The following is a 16,365-nucleotide window of genomic DNA, read 5'->3' as shown; positions in this document are numbered from 1 at the left end:
TTAGCTTTAAAGGGAAGGAAAGCCGAATGAAAGTCGCTTTGATGAATTGCTATTCGTCTAAAAACTCGGGTGATGGTTTGCTGGTTGAGCTAGCTTGCCAATATATAAAGAAGCAACATGGCCAAGATACCGAGATCATCATTGTTTGTAGTGATCCCGATAGTTTTAACGGCGATTACCAGGTGCTTGGTAATGAATTTTCCCGTAGCGGCATACTGGGGCACGTCGCGGTATTATTGAAAGTTATTGGCTTTCTGCTGTTTGGGCGCTATTCAGCAAAACAATACCAGTCCTTACAACATTGTGATCGTTTCTACTCCGTTGGTGGCGGATATTTAAGGTTTGGTTCCCTCAGCGAAGCCCTAAAAACGCTGATTGTGCACTGCTCACAAATTGCTTGGGTTAAAAGCAACATTAATCAGCCGCATATTCTACTCTCGCAGAGTATTGGTCCGCTGCGCTATGTCTATTCTGCGTGGTTGAGTCGCTTACTGGCCAATACTGAGCAAGTGTTTGTTCGCGATGATAAAACCGTCGCAGAGCTTAAAAATATTAATCTCCAAAGCACGCGAGTGAAAGATATGGCCGTTTCGGAGTTGATCCGTAAATTTGACTCGCTAGAAGTTTCAACATTGCCTCACTCTTCCACTTGTATCTTGATCTTAAGGGATTTACGCCGTGGCAAAGCGGTTAACCATAAGTTTTTGAAAGAGCTAGAGCCAGTATTGGCGCAATTCGAGAGCGTTGTTTATGCGGTGCAAAGTGAGGTCAATTCTAATAACGATGGTGATTTTTACCAACAACACGGGATTAGTGATTTTATTTCGGTGAAGGAGGCCTTAACAAAATACCCGCAAGCGCTAGTGATTTCAGTTCGTTTGCATGGTGCCATTGAATCGCTATTAGCAGGCTTTAAAACCTTTCATCTCAGTTATGAGAGGAAGGGGTTTGGTGCATATCAAGATTTGAATATCTCAGAGTACGTTGATAACGCATACAATTTTAATAGTGTAGAGGTAGAAGAGCGAGTCGCTAAGCTGAGAGCAATGAATGAAATGGACTTTTTTAATCAGATTCGAGCCAGTTTATAAATGTATATTCGTAAAGAGAGTAAATACTACAAGTATCTATTTTTCTCACTATGGTTGGTGGCTTTTTTAGTGGTCTTCCTCTGGGGAGAGGCTATTTTGCCCGAAAAATATTTTCGCGATTCTGAATTGATTATGGAGATGGCGAGTGGTAGCACGTCTCCGTCTTCACAAGATGGTTCCTATTATTATACGACTTTGGTGTTTGAGTTCCTTGGTGAGCATTTATCTAGTCTATTAGTGTTTGTTACAGGCATTGCCTATATTGCCACCATGTCATTTTTTGTTCGGCGCTGGGACGAATTAGCCTATGGCTCTGTGCTATTGATGCCTCATTTGGTTCTTGGCTTATCTCGGCCCCAAAAAGAAACCTTGGTTTCTATTTTAGTTATTGCTTGTTTTTTTGTGTATCGCAAATCTAAGAATCTCTCTTATACCTTATTACTGATCTTTGCTTTGTACCTTAGCTATGGCTTGGTTCGTAATTATTACTTACTGATCATCGCCGTATTTGCTTTATTGTTATTAATGGAACGCTTGAACTTTGAATATAAAGCGCTGGTGGTATTGCTTGTCTTATTCTCTTTATTTTTGCTTCCAGAGGATATCTTTTTTAAGGTGCAAGGTACCCGAGATATTTTTAATTCCTTAAGACCGATGGGAGGAGCGGGACACGAAACGATCTATTTTAACCCTTTGACTCCCGATTCAGCGCAGGCTTTTATGGGGAATTATTTTTCTAGCTTGGTTTATTTTAATTTCCCGATTTTTTTTGTTTTCACCGGAAACTCGCTCTACCTTCAGATTTATATCCTTATTTTACTCGTGTCTTTTTTTAAGTTCTCTCAAATCGAGAGCATAGAGTTGCGTCTGTTTGGCTTATTATTTATAAGTCACTTACTGGTTCTACTCTTATTTGAACCCGATCTCGGCAGTTACATGCGTCATTTATCTTCTGTTTCAATTTATATCATGATGTATTTTTCTTGGATGAAATATGAACGCGCTGATTAGTTTTATGAATCCAATTATTCAGTGGCTGATCCCGCTGATGCTGATTCGGCATTACGACTTAAGTTATGTTGGACAGTACTCTTTATTTTTAAGCTTTGCTTCATCAATTGTGATTGTATTGATGTTATCAAGTAAGAATTTCTCTTTAGCGGGATATTTTTCGAGTCGCGAAAATCAGAGTGCCTATCAGGTGCATAAGAGTATTCGATTTAGTCTATTAGTCGTTTTGTTATTTGCTTATTTACTTTGTTTGTTATTCGCTTGGGATATTTTTAAAATTATATTTTTTGTGAAGTTTGTTGATGTCTACTTAGATTCAATGGTGTCGTTTTCGAAACAAGAGCGTTACCAAAAGTACCAGCTTTTTGCTCTTATTATTGCCGTTCTTATGGTCTGCTTATCAATTAATCATCCGCTTGTTGCCTTTGATTATTTTGTTGGTATTTTTATGTTTTTGTTCCTATTGATGTTTTATTTGAACCATCGGCCCACAACATATGTTTCTTTGCCAGTGATTAAATCGGCGCTTAACTCGGTAAGCTATCAGTTCTCATCGACTTTTTTGATGTTCTTTCAGCGTTATTTTATTGCTGCAGTTTCTTCAATGGAAGCGCTTGGTTTTTATAGTCTTCTATTACAGTTTGTTGTGTTTTGGTCGATTTTCATACAGGCAGCGTTTGCCCAATTTAATACCAAAATTTTCAGTGCTACGGTATTTAAGATATTTTTTGTGCTGGCCGCTCTGCTAGCGATCCCTTCTATTTATTTAGTGTTTCAATATATCTATTTAATTTTGCCCCCTAGTGGCAGCGACTTCCTGTTGCTACTGGTTATTTTTGCCTGCGTATTTATTGAGCTGTCTTTTTACATTGGTGGCTTAAAAGAGAACAAAATTAAATTCTATTTGCCCAATCTTGTGGTGCTTTGCATGTTAGTGATGGTGACTGGTTTGTCGGTTCATCTTTCTCAGAGTTATGCTCCTTTGGTAGTGGTTTGTTTGAGTTACATACTGCGTTGCGGGATTTTTTATTGGATGAGTAAAAGGACCTTAATATCATGAAAGTGCTTATTTTTACTGAATGCCTTGCCGGCGGGGTATGCTCTGTTATTTCTGACCAAATTCAATATTTATCCGCTGAGGATAAGCAACTCCAGTTTGATTTGTTGTATAGCAAAAAGGATGAAACTCCGAAGGATCTTGCACAGCGTTTCCCTGATGTGGGTTTAATTGAGATACCTTACGAGCGGGGAGAGCGTTTCTTTTTAGTGAAAGTCTTTTGCTATCTGCTATTTCGTGTAAAGACCAAGAATTATTCGGTGATCCACCTGCATTCTTCGTTCTCTGGTTTCTTGGGACGGATCGCATTTGGGTTGAGCGCGCACAAGCTCTGTTACACCCCCCATTGTTTTGCCTTTTTATCGGAGGAGTTTTCTCCCTTAAAACAAAAAGTATTCTATTGGATAGAAAAACGACTCAGTTTGATTGGCTGTATCGTTGCTTGTGGCGGATCTGAAGCAAAACTGGCCAAGGGATTCAGCACTAAGGTGCGGGTGCATACTATCTCTAATGGGGTGAATTTCTCGGATCTAACTTCCTCGGTGACCAGCTCGCAGGCTGACATTATCTCGGTGGGCCGGATCTGTAAACAAAAGGGCTTTGACGACTTTAAGGCGCTGTATGCTTTAGCCAGTCATCAATATAGTCTCGTTTGGCTTGGTGGACCGAAACCCGATGGGATTGATTATGTCTCTGGCTGGTTATCGCGTGAGGCTTTGTTTCAATATTACAGCTCGGCTCGATTGTATGTTTCAACTGCGCATTGGGAAGGAATGCCGGTGGCTCCCATTGAGGCCCAGTATTTTGGATTACCAGTGGTCGCAATCAGAACTCATGGCGTGGTGGACTGCGTCGTAGATGGCGAAACGGGTTATCTATGTGACAGCATAGAAGAACTGTATCAACGTTGTCAGCAGTTACTCTCCGATACGAGTGAATACCAACGGCTGTCTCACAATGCCAAAGCGCATATCCGCAAACATTTTTCTTTAGCAAATTATGCCGGATTATTAAGTCTATATCGGCAAATTGCGGCTGACACCTTAGCGCTATCAGAGCAAACACTCAGTTAATCGTATGGTTTCAGGTGAGCGAACGATGTACGCGGGAGTTAATAATTTAAGGAGATGCAATGGAAGCATCTATTGAAATGCAAGCAAGAAGCGCAGTTTATTTTGGGCGAATGTTATGGCGTTATTTCGGCTTGGCGACAATGGTCGCGATTTCGCTAACGGTGTTGGTATTGGCGTTTCAGTTAGGTTTGGCCAACGTTTATTCCTATGCGTTACGTAACTGGCATGAGCGATGGCTGCAAGACTATAGCCATTCACTTAGCGAACAAAACGTTCTGATTGCAGAGCTCGTGTCTCAACAAATGTTGGCATGGCGTCATGATGATCCACTTTATTTAACCCTTGCTGCCAAGCAGGTCGAGTGGCGCAATTTTTATCAATTAGTGATCTCAAGTGAAGATAATAAAGCGCAACAGCGAGTTCAAAATTTGGCTAAGGCTTACTCTTTTTATCAGCAAGCGGCGAATCTAAGGCCGACGTGGCCAGATACTTATGTTGCGCTTGCGAGTAACCGCCAAGCGATGGGAGAGCCAGCAGCGGTTTGGTTTGCTTACTTGGCGCAAGGTGTCGCGGTGGCGCCAAAAACCAAGGCAAGTTTGCTCGGTATGGTTAATTTAGGGATTGCTAATTGGGAGCGATTGGATCCGCTTCAGCAGCAAGTGGTAGAAAGCTCGCTAGTGAGTTTACTCGAGAATCCAGCGATCAATCGCAAACTAAAGCGAGAGATACCTTCGGCACTGGTGAGAGATCGGATTTGTTACCTACTGACTTATCAAGGTTCGATTGCTCAAGCCGAATTTTGTAAGGCGCAATCGTCATGGCAGTAATTAATTTAAAAGTGGTAGCAGTAACGGTTGTTTCGCTGGTGGTTTTAGGCAGTGTGCTTAAATCTCTTGGCTGGTTTTCTTTGTCCCTTTGGCGACTGGAAATAGCTTTAGGTGGCGACAAGATGACTCATCTTATTTTTTCCTACCTGTGTACCATTGCTTTGTTATTTGGTTTTTGTCGTTTTGGAAAAGCGCACCGAGAGCGCGTTCGTCGTTTTATTTTACTGCTCATATTGGTTTTTGCAGTGGATGAAAATTTACAGCGTTTTATCCCTACGCGAGAGTTTTCGTGGACCGATTTAATCAGTAACTTATTTGGTATTTTATGCGCGCTGACCAGCTGGTTATTGCTTCATTACCTCTTTCTTCTTAAGCAAAAAAAGGAGCAGCAACATGGGCTTCGTTGATATTCACTGTCACATTCTACCCGGAATTGATGATGGGGCAAAAGACTTAAGACAAAGTATAAAAATGCTCTGTGCTGCAGTAGATGATGGCATAGAAGTGATGCTGGCTACCCCACATATTTTACCGGGAGTTTTTGATAATACCCCACAATCGATCCGCCATAGCTACAAGCTATTAAATCGAGAGCTTCATGCTCAGCAACTTCCTTTGCAACTATATTACGCTGCCGAAGTGCACCTGTGCCCAGAAATTATGCTTTGGCATAAACAGGGAAAGTTGCCTTTATTGGGACGCTTTAAAGATAAAGATGTATTGCTACTGGAGCTTCCCCATGGACATGTTCCACAAGGGTTTAATAATTTTATTAAGTGGTTAACGGCGAGAAATATCACTCCCTTAATCGCTCATCCCGAGCGAAATCGTGGGGTATGGAATGAAATTAATCTGGTCAGCCAATGGCGTCGTTTAGGCTGTTTATTTCAAGTGACAGCCGGTGCATTGTTGGGAGAATTTCGCCAGACGGCTCAACAAACAGCATTTCAAATGCTAGAGGATGATTTGGTTGACGTGGTCGCGAGTGATTGCCATGGATTGGAGAAGCGTCAGCCAAATTTGAGTCAAGCTTACGATAAGGTGAGTTTGCTTTGTGGGCAGCCGCGAGCGCAACGTTTGTTTATTGATACCCCCGGAATGATTGCGGCTAGCTGTCAAGGAACACTGGCAACGACCGTCACATCACTGATTGAGCCTGATATTTTTAGTCGTAAAGCCTAGGAGCCTTGATGGACATGTTTTCTCCCAAAACAGAGCGATTTGCTTTTGGCCTATTACTGTTGTTAGTGGTGTGGCTGCCAATTCCATTAGCCAGCAATCGACCTTGGGCTTGGTCGATTATGGAAGGATTGATTGCTCTGCAAAGTTTGATACTGGTTTACTGTTGGCGCCAGGCCCTTCCTTGGGGGTGGCTAAAAACCAACCGATTTTTGTTACTCGGTTTAGGGATCTTGCAGTTGGTGGCTTTGGCTCAGTTACTTCCCTTGTCTATTGATATGCTTAGCTTGTGGAGCGGTGCTGCCGCCAGCTTTCGTGAACTTGCAAGCGTTAGCGTTGAGCCGCTCAGCGAGGCACCGTTGTCACTGGATCCCAATCGGACCTTGGTTAATTTAGTGATGGGCTGCAGTTATCTCTTACTCGCGGTCAATTGTTGTTTGTTATTGAATTGCCGCGAACGCATGCAAGTGCTGATGCTAGCTTTTGTCGTGAGTGGGACCTTTCAAGCTTTTTACGGCACCATGCTCATTTTAAGTGATGTTGCGGCATCTCCAGTATTTGAGATCCCTACGGCAAGCCATGCGACGGGTTCCTTTGTGTATAAAAACCACTTTGCGAATTATCTTATTTTATGTTTGTGCATGAGTTTAAGCCTCGTCGTGTCGGAGCTGAATGCCCAACAAAGTAGCAGCTGGCAGCAGTCCTTAAAACGCATTCTTGAAGCATTCATGAGTCGTAAAATGTTGATCAGGCTCTGCATGGTGATTATGGTGATTGGTTTGGTTATGTCGCGTTCGCGGATGGGCAATAGTGCTTTTTTTGTGAGTACTATTATTGGCGCTTGTTTTGCTCTGGTTTTGTTTCGGAAGCGGCCACGTACGTTAACCGTCTTCTTTGTGAGTGTCTTGTTGATCGATGTATTGATTGTGAGTTCCTTATTTGGTTTAGACAATCTAAGAGAGCGACTAAGTTCGACAGTATTGGCAGAAGAAGAGCGGGTCGCGGTGTTTGATTGGAGTTTGAACATGCTTCAAGACTTTTTTATCACGGGCAGCGGTGCCGGTAGTTTTTATGCCTTGTTTCAAAACTACGCGCCTCAGCCTTTAGCTCAATTTTACGATCATGCACACAACGACTATCTGCAGTTTAGTATTGAGTACGGTGTGTTTGCTACGGCGGTTTTAGGCGCAGCGGTGCTTTGGACTCTAATTAGATGTTTGATCGCAATCAGAAAAAGAATGGACCCACTCATGCGGGCCACAGCGTTGGGATGCATGATGGCGATTGTGGCGATGTTGATCCACATTAGTGTCGATTTTAATCTTCAGGCCCCTGCCAATGCCGCTAGTTTCATTATTGTATTATGCCTGGGAATGGTTGCTGCGACGATGCCGACAGAAGGGCATCTAAGGGATGTATAAGCGCTGTTCGCTGTTTATACAGTTGAGGAAAATGTTATGAGTCACTGGAAAACGGAGGATCAATGGTGGTAATGACTGTTATCAGTCGAGCCTCTCAGAATGGATGAACGATTTATGCTGCATTTATTACGTCGATCAGAGTGAGGCGGTTAGCCGTTCGAAATAACCGCAGCTAAGTTTGTCAATTTATTTTACATGGCTCACAAAACAGAAAAATTTATTTTAATAACGTATTGATTTTTCTTTGCAAATTATTTGGATTGTTATTTGCATGGATTTTGTAAAAGAAGTGTATTTGGTGTTGAAATCGTGACCGTAGAGCTTTTTTGAGCTTGATGCTATTTCAACAGTAAGTAAATTTGTAGTTATGCCACGCTAGTTCAAGGAGGACTTATGAGGCAAATACGGTTAACAAAATGGCTACTGATCTTAGTCTCGGCAGGGCAAATGATGGCGGCAGGACTAGCGCTTGCTGCCGATCCGCCTCAGCCTTTACCCGCACCGCCTGCTGGGCTTTCGGCACCATTTTTTCCTGCTGCGCTGAATCCTGTAGGTTTATTGACGCCACCACCGCCACCGAGTATGCCTGGTGTTGGTAGTGGTGGTGCAGGTTCTGGTGGGAGTGGTTTTGCGTCTGCTAGTTAAATGAGTCGTTGTACGCTATGAAAATAATCAAAGGCTAGCTTTCGCTAGCCTTTTTTCGTCTTGCCGCCAGAGCGATAAACCCGTTCCAACTGACGGAAATAAAAATGCCAGCTGGTATCACCATCTGGCATTTTATCGTTCAATCAATGTGAATTGATTAGTCGAGTTGTGGACCCGCTGCGACTAAAGCTTTTCCTTCGGCATTATCAGTATATTTATCAAAATTTTTGATAAAACGCTGGGCCAAATCTTCAGCTTTACTTTGCCATTGCAATGGATCCTGATAGGTATCTCGTGGATCTAAGATCTCACTATCTGCCCCCGGCAATGCTGTGGGGACTTCTAGATTGAAGATCGGCAAGATTTTAGTGGCTTGCTGTTCAATAGAACCATCGAGAATTGCATCGATGATTGCTCGTGTATCTTTAATCGAGATCCGTTTACCAGTACCGTTCCAACCGGTGTTCACCAAGTAAGCTTCTGCGCCAGCCGCTTCCATCCGTTTGACCAGTACTTCAGCATATTGGGTGGGGTGTAAAGTTAGAAACGCCGCTCCAAAACAGGCAGAGAAGGTTGGTGTTGGCTCAGTAATCCCACGTTCTGTACCCGCTAATTTGGCGGTAAAGCCAGATAGGAAATGATACTTGGTTTGTTCTGCGGTGAGTTTGGCAACTGGTGGTAGCACGCCAAATGCATCGGCAGTTAAGAAAATTACTTTTTGCGCAGGTCCGGCCTTAGACACTGGCTTCACGATATTTTCAATGTGGTAAATCGGGTAAGAAACGCGAGTATTTTCGGTTTTCGACCCATCGTCATAGTTTACGCTGCCATCATTGCGCACGGTTACGTTTTCTAACAAGGCATCCCGTTTAATCGCATGATAAATATCAGGCTCAGCTTCTTTGCTCAATTTGATGGTTTTTGCGTAGCAGCCACCTTCAAAGTTAAATACACCTTCATCGTCCCAGCCGTGCTCGTCATCCCCAATGAGTTGGCGTTTCGGATCGGTTGACAGAGTGGTTTTCCCAGTTCCTGATAGACCAAAGAAAATCGCTGTATCACCTTTTTCACCCACGTTGGCAGAGCAATGCATCGAGGCGACGCCATTGAGTGGCAAATAGTAGTTCATCATGGCGAACATGCCTTTCTTCATTTCGCCGCCGTACCAAGTACCACCAATGACTTGCATTTTCTCGGTCATATTGAAAACCGTAAAGTTCTCGGAGTTAAGACCTTGTTTTTGCCAGTTAGGATTGGTGGTTTTAGAGCCGTTCATCACTACGAAGTCTGGCTCATAATCGACCAGCTCTTCTGCGCTTGGACGAATAAACATATTGGTCACAAAGTGGGCTTGCCAAGCCACTTCTACAATGAAACGCACTTTTAAACGCGTATCGGGGTTGGCACCACAAAAGGTGTCGACCACAAATAGGCGTTTACCAGAGAGTTGGTCGGCTACTATTTTTTTGAGATCGGTCCAGACTGCCGGATCGATCGGTTTGTTATCATTTTTAGCTTGCTCAGAAGTCCACCACATACTGTCTCGGGTGGAATCATCTAACACGATGTATTTATCTTTGGGGGAACGTCCGGTAAAGATCCCGGTGTCAACCGCAACGGCTCCAGACTGAGTTACAATTCCTTTTTCGTAACCAGTTAATTCGGGTCGGGTTTCTTCTTGGTAGAGTGTTTCATAAGAAGGGTTGTAAATAATTTCCGACACGTCTTTGATGCCGTATTGCGTCAGGTTGATCACCTGATCCTTTTCTGCAACGTCTAGCATAGCAGTCTCCTGTAGGTAGAGAGGTAAGATTTATATTATATTTTTGTTAGTAATGGTTTTGATTCTAGCTCTTTAACGGGTGTAAAAAGAGAAGGGCGTCAAATTACCAGCACATTTTATTATGGTTATATTTATTGTGATCAGGAAATGCGATGAAACACGCATTCCCTTGGCCTAGTTTAGTGAAGGTTGCTTGGGTTTGTCGATAGTTTGTCTTGAGAAAAGTTTTCTATGTCGGCTTCGTTGAATTGATACTCATGCCCGCAGTAGTCGCAATGCATGGAAATATGTCCACGTTCATGACAAATATCTAACAATTCTTGATGGTCTATGTTCATTAATGCAGTTTCACAGCGCTGTGTTGAGCAACTACATTTGAAACTGACTTGTTGTGGCTCATACAATCTAACTTGATGCTCATGATATAGACGGTAGAGTAATTGCTCCGCGTCCAATTCAAAGCTCTCTGCCGCCGTGGTGGTATCGCTTAAAGTGGCGATCAGTTGAAAGTGTTCCTTATCTTCTGCTTGGCTGGCTGGCAGAGCTTGTAGGAATAAGCCACTCGCGTAAGGCTGTTGTTGATGGATCCCAGTAAATAACCAAATGCGGGTATTGAGTTGTTCTGACTGCTGAAAGTAGCTTTCGATACTGGCTGCCACTCCTGCAGGATCAATATTCACGATCCCTTGGTAGCGTTCGCCTTGGGTTGGGGTAATGGTAATTACAATGTGCCCTTTACCCACCAGTTCGCTAAAGCTGATTTGAGGGTCGATGGCTCCTTTCCAATTCGCTACGCCGCGCATTTGTTGTTGTTCGGTGCCACTCACGGCAACCATGCTAACCGGGCCATCGCCTTGAATTTGCACGGTGATGTCACCTTCAAATTTTAGCGTCGCGGTCAGTAAGCAAGTTGCGGCAAGCAACTCACCTAATAAGTTTTGGATGGGGCTTGGGTAGTTTTTTTGTCCGACGATTTCTTGGTAGCTTTGCTGTAGCTGAACTAACTCACCACGCAGATTATAATCTTCGAATATATAACGGTTTAGAATGTCTTGCTTCATGTTTAGACCTGACTATTTTTGTTTAAACTGAATTATTTGACGACGCTGCTTTTTATCGGGGCGTCGTTCTGGACTAGTATTTTGTGCTAACAGCTTACGTTGTAATGTTTGTTGTTCGCGTTTCTTGAGGCTGTCCTCGGTTTCTTGATAGAGTTGTTGAGCCTGAGATGCTGGGCCGCGTTTGTCACTGACTTGTAATATTACCAGTTCAATATATTGCTGGCCTTGCCATAGACTCATGGTGGCACCAATTTCAACGTTGCGACTTGGTTTACAGCGTTGTTGGTTGTAGTGGACTTTTCCGCCCATCACCATTTCGCGAGCGAGTCCACGAGTTTTATAAAAACGAGCGGCCCACAACCATTTGTCGATGCGCGTTGCTGAGTCTTTAGATGTTTGAGGTTTCATAAAAAGTTTAGCTTGCTGGTCTATTAGTTGTTAAATTATATCAGCTTTATGGACGCTCGCTATCGCCCAGTTTAGTGCGTTATACAACATAAAAGTAATAAAAGTGCAAAACAACGCAACTTTTGTTCTTACAGCACTTGTTCTGTTGCCAAGTCTCTTTAGAATGAATAACTTCCGTGCTTGGCGGCTTACCTTGGATATTTCATAAGGAACCTGGATAATCGTATAGCGATGTCAGATGTATTATAAGAATAAATGGATATTAAATCTCTCTCAGCTCAGCTTGTTCGCTATGTTCCATCACGAAAGAGTAGTGTCGTCGTCACTGTGCTTTTGTTATGTATTGCGGCCTATCAGTTAGCCACGATTACTTGGTTGTTATTCCCTCGACAGACGCCGTCTTTTCGCTGGGTTCCACAAGCAGTAGATACCCTTGGTAACCATCAACAAGTCGATTTGACTCGCTTGCTTAAACTGAATTTGTTTGGTGAATATCAGGCTAAAAAAGCCTCTAAAGTGATTGCTCGACCAGCTTCGACCGAAGCACCGAAGACCTCTTTAAAATTAACACTTTCCGGTTTGGTTGCGAGTAGTGACCCTGCCAAATCGCTGGCGATTATTGAAAATAAAGGTAAGCAACAAACCTATGGTTTAGATGAGTCGATCCAAGGTACGCAAGCGGTGATTAAAGAAATCCAAGTCGATCGGGTTATTTTGTTGCACCGTGGGGTTTACGAAAGTTTGTTATTAGATCCCGACAATAAAGTTGCATCTGCTCGCACTAATCTTCGCTTTAAAGCAACTGGCTCTAGTACTGCAACAGCAAAACAGCTTAAAGTGGACGTGAAAGAAGTCTTGAAAGATCCTTCTAAGTTAACTGATTACATCAGAATTTCCCCGGTGCGACGAGATGGTGCTTTAACTGGCTATCGAGTGAATCCAGGTAAAAATAAGGGAGTGTTTGAGCAAGTTGGATTAAAAGCGGGGGATTTAGCGGTTGCGCTAAATGGATTTGATCTGCGCGATAACGCGCAAGCAATGCAAGTGATGCAAGAGATGGCGGATCTCACGGATATTACGATAACCGTAGAACGAGATGGCCAGCTACAGGATATTTTCTTCAGCCTGCCGAATGAATAGTACCGGAGATATTTTTAGATGAAGTTGCAAGCGTTACGCTATATTCACCACATATTGATTGGCCTGATTGGATTAGGGCTATGCACAGTGGTGAGTGCCACCGAGTTCTCGGCTAATTTTAAAGACGCCGATATTAATGAGTTAATTACCACGGTGGGGCGTAATCTCAATAAAACCATCATTGTCGATCCTGCTGTGCGCGGTAAGGTGAATGTTCGGAGTTACGATTTACTGAATGAGAAGCAGTATTATCAGTTTTTCCTCAATGTCTTAGAAGTTTATGGCTTTGCCGCTATTGATATGCCTAATGGCGTGGTGAAGGTTGTTCGCTCTAAAGATGCTAAGGCAGGGGCGATCCCTGTGGTGGACCGGGATGGTCAAGCCACGGGTGATGAAATGGTGACTCGGGTGGTTGCTGTTAAAAATGTTTCGGTTCGAGAACTTGCCCCCTTGCTGCGCCAGCTGAATGATAACGCTGGTGGCGGTAACGTTGTGCACTATGACCCTTCCAACGTGATTATGCTAACCGGTCGCGCCGCAGTGGTGAATCGTTTAGTTGAAATTATTCGTCGGGTGGATAAAGCGGGTGATCAGGAAGTGGATATTATTCGCCTGAAATTTGCATCTGCCGGTGAGTTGGTACGCATTATTGAATCCTTAACCACCAATAAAAGTGGTAAGGGAGCAGCGGCTAGTTTATTGATACCCAAAGTGGTTGCCGATGAGCGAACCAATAGCATTGTTGTATCTGGAGAGCCAGGCGCGCGTGCGCGGGTGGTCAGCTTAGTGAGTAAGTTAGATAGTGAACTCGAAACCTATGGCAATACTCGCGTATTTTATTTGAAGTATGCCAAAGCCACCGACTTAGTGGATGTGCTGAAAGGGGTTAGTGAGACGGTGGCCGCCGAAGCTGCGGGGGGCAGTAAAAAGGCCTCTGCCAATAATGCTCGTGGTAATTTTTCGATTGAAGCTCACGAGGATACCAATGCCTTAGTGATCACCGCCCAACCCGATACTATGCGCACCCTAGAAGGGGTGATTAACCAGCTTGATATTCGTCGCGCGCAAGTCAATGTAGAGGCGATCATTGTAGAAGTGGCGGAAGGTGATGGCGTGAGTCTTGGGGTTCAATGGGCCACTGCTGCCGGTGGGACCCAGTTTAATAATGTAGGCGTGTCAATTTCTGAGCTTGGCGCGGGTATTTACGATGCTCAACCGACCAAAGGGAGTACGGTGTGTAATGATGGCACTTGTACTGTAAACCCAGATACCGATGGTGATGTTTCTACTTTGGCTAGCGCCTTATCTAAGGTCACCGGGGCTGCCTTTGGTTTCTATGGCACCGATTGGGGAGTATTACTACAAGCGGCTGCGACCGATTCTCGTTCTAATTTACTCGCGACACCATCGATCACCACCCTTGATAATCAGGAAGCCTACTTTACCGTGGGTGAAGAAGTTCCGGTGCTTACCGGTTCTGCCTCAAGTAGCGGAAATGATAATCCCTTCACTACGGTGGATCGTAAAGAGGTCGGGGTGAAATTGAAAGTCACGCCACAAATCAATGAGGGCAATGCAGTACAGCTAACCATTGAGCAAGAAGTCTCTAAGGTGCAAGGGCAAACCTCGGTGGACATCGTGTTTGCCAAACGTCAACTTTCGACCACGGTATTGGTAGACAGTGGCGATACCATTATCTTAGGGGGTCTATTAGACGACCAAATCGAAGAAAGTGAGTCGAAGGTGCCTTTGCTGGGGGATATTCCAATATTGGGACATTTATTCCGCTCTACCAATTCCAAGAAGACCAAACGTAATCTGATGATTTTTATTCGTCCGACCATCATTCGTGATGCGGCAACCATGCAAAATATTAGCTCTCGCAAATATAGCCAAATTCGAGCGCAACAATTGCTACGTGAAGAGTTGGGTGTAGCCTTAATGCCCGAAACAAAAGTACCCGTTTTACCTGAATTTAATTCGGTGGATGACGTTTCTCCAGAAGTTCAAGAATATATTGATTATTTAAAAGAAAAACAATTACGCGAGCAAAAGAAAGCGGGTGAAGCGAGCGGCGCAGCAACTTCAGATAGCGAAGAGTCTACGAAGGTGAGTGCTGAGTAATGGATGTAAAAGCTGAACTTAATTATGTCGAAGATGAAAAAGCCTTGGTCTCCGATACTCCGCACTTGCAGGGGATTGAGGGTTGGCAGTTACCTTATATGTTTGCCAAAAACTTCGGCGTGATGTTAGAAAAAACCGTAAGTGGTTGGCGGGTATTTCATCATTCTAAAATTGAGTTAGCCGCTTTGCAGGAAATTCGTCGGGTCTTAAAGCAAGAATTTGTCTGTGAAGCCCTATCGGACGAACAGTTTGAGCAGCATCTGACCGAAGCTTATCAGCGTGATTCTTCACAAGCTCGCCAGTTAATGGAAGATATCGGCAACGATATGGACTTTTACACCTTGGCCGAAGAATTACCCGAAAATGAAGACTTACTCGAAACCGAAGACGATGCGCCGATTATTAAACTAATTAACGCGATGTTAGGTGAGGCAATTAAGGAAGGGGCCAGTGATATTCATATTGAAACCTTCGAAACCATCTTAGTGATCCGCTTTCGTATCGATGGCGTGTTGCGTGAAATTTTGCGACCACATCGTAAGTTGGCTGCTTTATTGGTTTCACGGATCAAGGTCATGGCGCGTTTAGACATTGCCGAAAAGCGGGTGCCCCAAGATGGTCGAATCTCCTTGAGAATCGCTGGCCGAGCAGTGGATGTTAGGGTTTCAACCATGCCATCAAGCCATGGTGAACGGGTGGTATTACGACTGCTGGATAAAAATAATGCACGCCTGAATTTAGCCAATTTAGGCTTAATGGCACCGCATCGAGAGATTATTAGTGAATTATTGTTAAAACCTCACGGGATCATTCTTGTGACGGGGCCAACTGGTTCGGGGAAAAGTACCACGCTGTATGCCGGTTTAAGTGAAATTAACAGTAAAGACCGTAATATCCTAACCGTAGAAGATCCCATTGAATATAATATTGAGGGCATTGGCCAAACTCAGGTGAATACTAAGGTAGATATGACCTTTGCTCGGGGGCTGCGGGCGATTTTACGCCAAGATCCCGATGTGGTGATGATTGGTGAGATCCGTGATTTAGAGACCGCGCAAATAGCAGTGCAGGCCAGCTTAACCGGCCACTTAGTGTTGTCTACTTTGCACACCAATACCGCGATTGGTTCGGTAACCCGTTTACGCGACATGGGGGTGGAGCCTTTCTTATTATCTTCTAGTTTATTAGCCGTGTTAGCCCAGCGCTTGGTTCGAACGCTTTGTGTCGAATGCCGTGAAGCGCATGTGGTGAGTGAGCGAGAGCACCAGTTATTAGGCGTAGCAAAAGATGCTACCGTATATCGTCCAGTGGGTTGTGAGCATTGTAATCATACTGGCTACCGCGGTCGAACTGGGATCCATGAGTTGTTGCCGATCACTGACGAGGTACGCGATATGATCCATGCGGGTAGCAGTGAGCAGGAAATTGAAACTGCGGTTAGAGAGAGTTGCCCAAGTATTCGCCAAGATGGGGTTGCCAAAGTGCTGCAGGGGATTACTAGCTTAGAAGAAGTATTGCGGGTCACCCGCGAAGGATAGTTAGGGT

15 protein-coding genes are annotated in these 16,365 nt (G+C 44.0%); 12 read left to right on the top strand and 3 right to left on the bottom strand.

The annotated features are described in order from the left end of the window. The first annotated feature begins 26 nt into the window (after window positions 1-26). The 9 genes from ACRRSY_RS20755 to ACRRSY_RS20715 all read left to right on the top strand — a co-directional run bounded on the left by ACRRSY_RS20755 (window position 27) and on the right by ACRRSY_RS20715 (window position 8,304). Window positions 27-1,091: a polysaccharide pyruvyl transferase family protein gene (locus ACRRSY_RS20755; protein WP_432463937.1), complete on the top strand. Its 1,065-nt coding sequence runs from the start codon at window positions 27-29 to the stop codon at window positions 1,089-1,091. Beyond that, window positions 1,092-2,102 carry a hypothetical protein gene (locus ACRRSY_RS20750; RefSeq protein WP_432463936.1) on the top strand — a complete coding sequence of 337 codons (1,011 nt, stop codon included), beginning with the start codon at window positions 1,092-1,094 and terminating at the stop codon, window positions 2,100-2,102. Further along, window positions 2,086-3,162 (top strand): hypothetical protein, encoded by a 1,077-nt coding sequence (locus tag ACRRSY_RS20745; protein WP_432463935.1) that lies wholly within the window; start codon window positions 2,086-2,088, stop codon window positions 3,160-3,162. The genes ACRRSY_RS20750 and ACRRSY_RS20745 overlap by 17 nt, the downstream gene beginning before the upstream one ends. Continuing rightward, the gene (locus ACRRSY_RS20740; protein WP_432463934.1) at window positions 3,159-4,232 is read left to right on the top strand and encodes a glycosyltransferase; all 1,074 of its coding nucleotides are present in this window, start codon (window positions 3,159-3,161) and stop codon (window positions 4,230-4,232) included. Before ACRRSY_RS20745 ends, ACRRSY_RS20740 begins: the two co-directional genes overlap by 4 nt. Before the next feature lie 59 nt (window positions 4,233-4,291). Then, window positions 4,292-5,059 (top strand): hypothetical protein, encoded by a 768-nt coding sequence (locus tag ACRRSY_RS20735; RefSeq protein ID WP_432460325.1) that lies wholly within the window; start codon window positions 4,292-4,294, stop codon window positions 5,057-5,059. After that, window positions 5,050-5,466, top strand: a complete 417-nt coding sequence (locus tag ACRRSY_RS20730) for a VanZ family protein (protein ID WP_432455675.1) — start codon at window positions 5,050-5,052, stop codon at window positions 5,464-5,466. Before ACRRSY_RS20735 ends, ACRRSY_RS20730 begins: the two co-directional genes overlap by 10 nt. Beyond that, the gene (locus tag ACRRSY_RS20725; RefSeq protein WP_432455676.1) at window positions 5,453-6,241 is read left to right on the top strand and encodes a tyrosine-protein phosphatase; all 789 of its coding nucleotides are present in this window, start codon (window positions 5,453-5,455) and stop codon (window positions 6,239-6,241) included. The genes ACRRSY_RS20730 and ACRRSY_RS20725 overlap by 14 nt, the downstream gene beginning before the upstream one ends. An 8-nt stretch (window positions 6,242-6,249) precedes the next feature. Further along, window positions 6,250-7,659, top strand: coding sequence for an O-antigen ligase family protein (locus ACRRSY_RS20720; protein WP_432455677.1), 1,410 nt, complete (start codon window positions 6,250-6,252; stop codon window positions 7,657-7,659). Between the two features lie 393 nt (window positions 7,660-8,052). Next, complete coding sequence (locus tag ACRRSY_RS20715) at window positions 8,053-8,304, top strand: hypothetical protein (RefSeq protein WP_432455678.1); 252 nt, start codon at window positions 8,053-8,055, stop codon at window positions 8,302-8,304. A gap of 157 nt (window positions 8,305-8,461) precedes the next feature. Here the strand turns inward: ACRRSY_RS20715 and pckA are convergent, their stop codons facing one another. The 3 genes from pckA to hslR all read right to left on the bottom strand — a co-directional run bounded on the left by pckA (window position 8,462) and on the right by hslR (window position 11,556). Continuing rightward, entirely contained in the window at window positions 8,462-10,087 is a 1,626-nt protein-coding gene (gene pckA, locus ACRRSY_RS20710; RefSeq protein WP_432455679.1) for a phosphoenolpyruvate carboxykinase (ATP), read from the bottom strand. A 179-nt stretch (window positions 10,088-10,266) separates the two neighbouring features. Beyond that, window positions 10,267-11,148 carry an Hsp33 family molecular chaperone HslO gene (gene hslO, locus ACRRSY_RS20705; protein WP_432455680.1) on the bottom strand — a complete coding sequence of 294 codons (882 nt, stop codon included), beginning with the start codon at window positions 11,146-11,148 and terminating at the stop codon, window positions 10,267-10,269. A gap of 12 nt (window positions 11,149-11,160) precedes the next feature. Next, window positions 11,161-11,556, bottom strand: a complete 396-nt coding sequence (gene hslR, locus ACRRSY_RS20700) for a ribosome-associated heat shock protein Hsp15 (protein WP_432455681.1) — start codon at window positions 11,554-11,556, stop codon at window positions 11,161-11,163. Window positions 11,557-11,811: 255 nt separating this feature from the next. Here hslR and gspC point away from each other — a divergent pair, with 255 nt between their 5' ends. From gspC to gspE, 3 genes are read left to right on the top strand one after another with little or no spacing between them, the layout of a single operon-like run. Further along, complete coding sequence (gene gspC, locus ACRRSY_RS20695) at window positions 11,812-12,696, top strand: type II secretion system protein GspC (RefSeq protein WP_432463933.1); 885 nt, start codon at window positions 11,812-11,814, stop codon at window positions 12,694-12,696. Between the two features lie 18 nt (window positions 12,697-12,714). Then, window positions 12,715-14,820, top strand: coding sequence for a type II secretion system secretin GspD (gene gspD, locus ACRRSY_RS20690; protein ID WP_432463932.1), 2,106 nt, complete (start codon window positions 12,715-12,717; stop codon window positions 14,818-14,820). After that, window positions 14,820-16,358, top strand: coding sequence for a type II secretion system ATPase GspE (gspE, locus tag ACRRSY_RS20685; protein WP_432463931.1), 1,539 nt, complete (start codon window positions 14,820-14,822; stop codon window positions 16,356-16,358). Before gspD ends, gspE begins: the two co-directional genes overlap by 1 nt. The last annotated feature ends 7 nt before the right edge of the window (window positions 16,359-16,365 follow it).

It is taken from the genome of Agarivorans sp. QJM3NY_33 (assembly GCF_050870865.2).
GTDB lineage: Bacteria > Pseudomonadota > Gammaproteobacteria > Enterobacterales > Celerinatantimonadaceae > Agarivorans.
The sequence above is the reverse complement of the archived record's forward strand: the minus strand, read 5'-3'. Positions and strand labels throughout refer to the sequence as shown.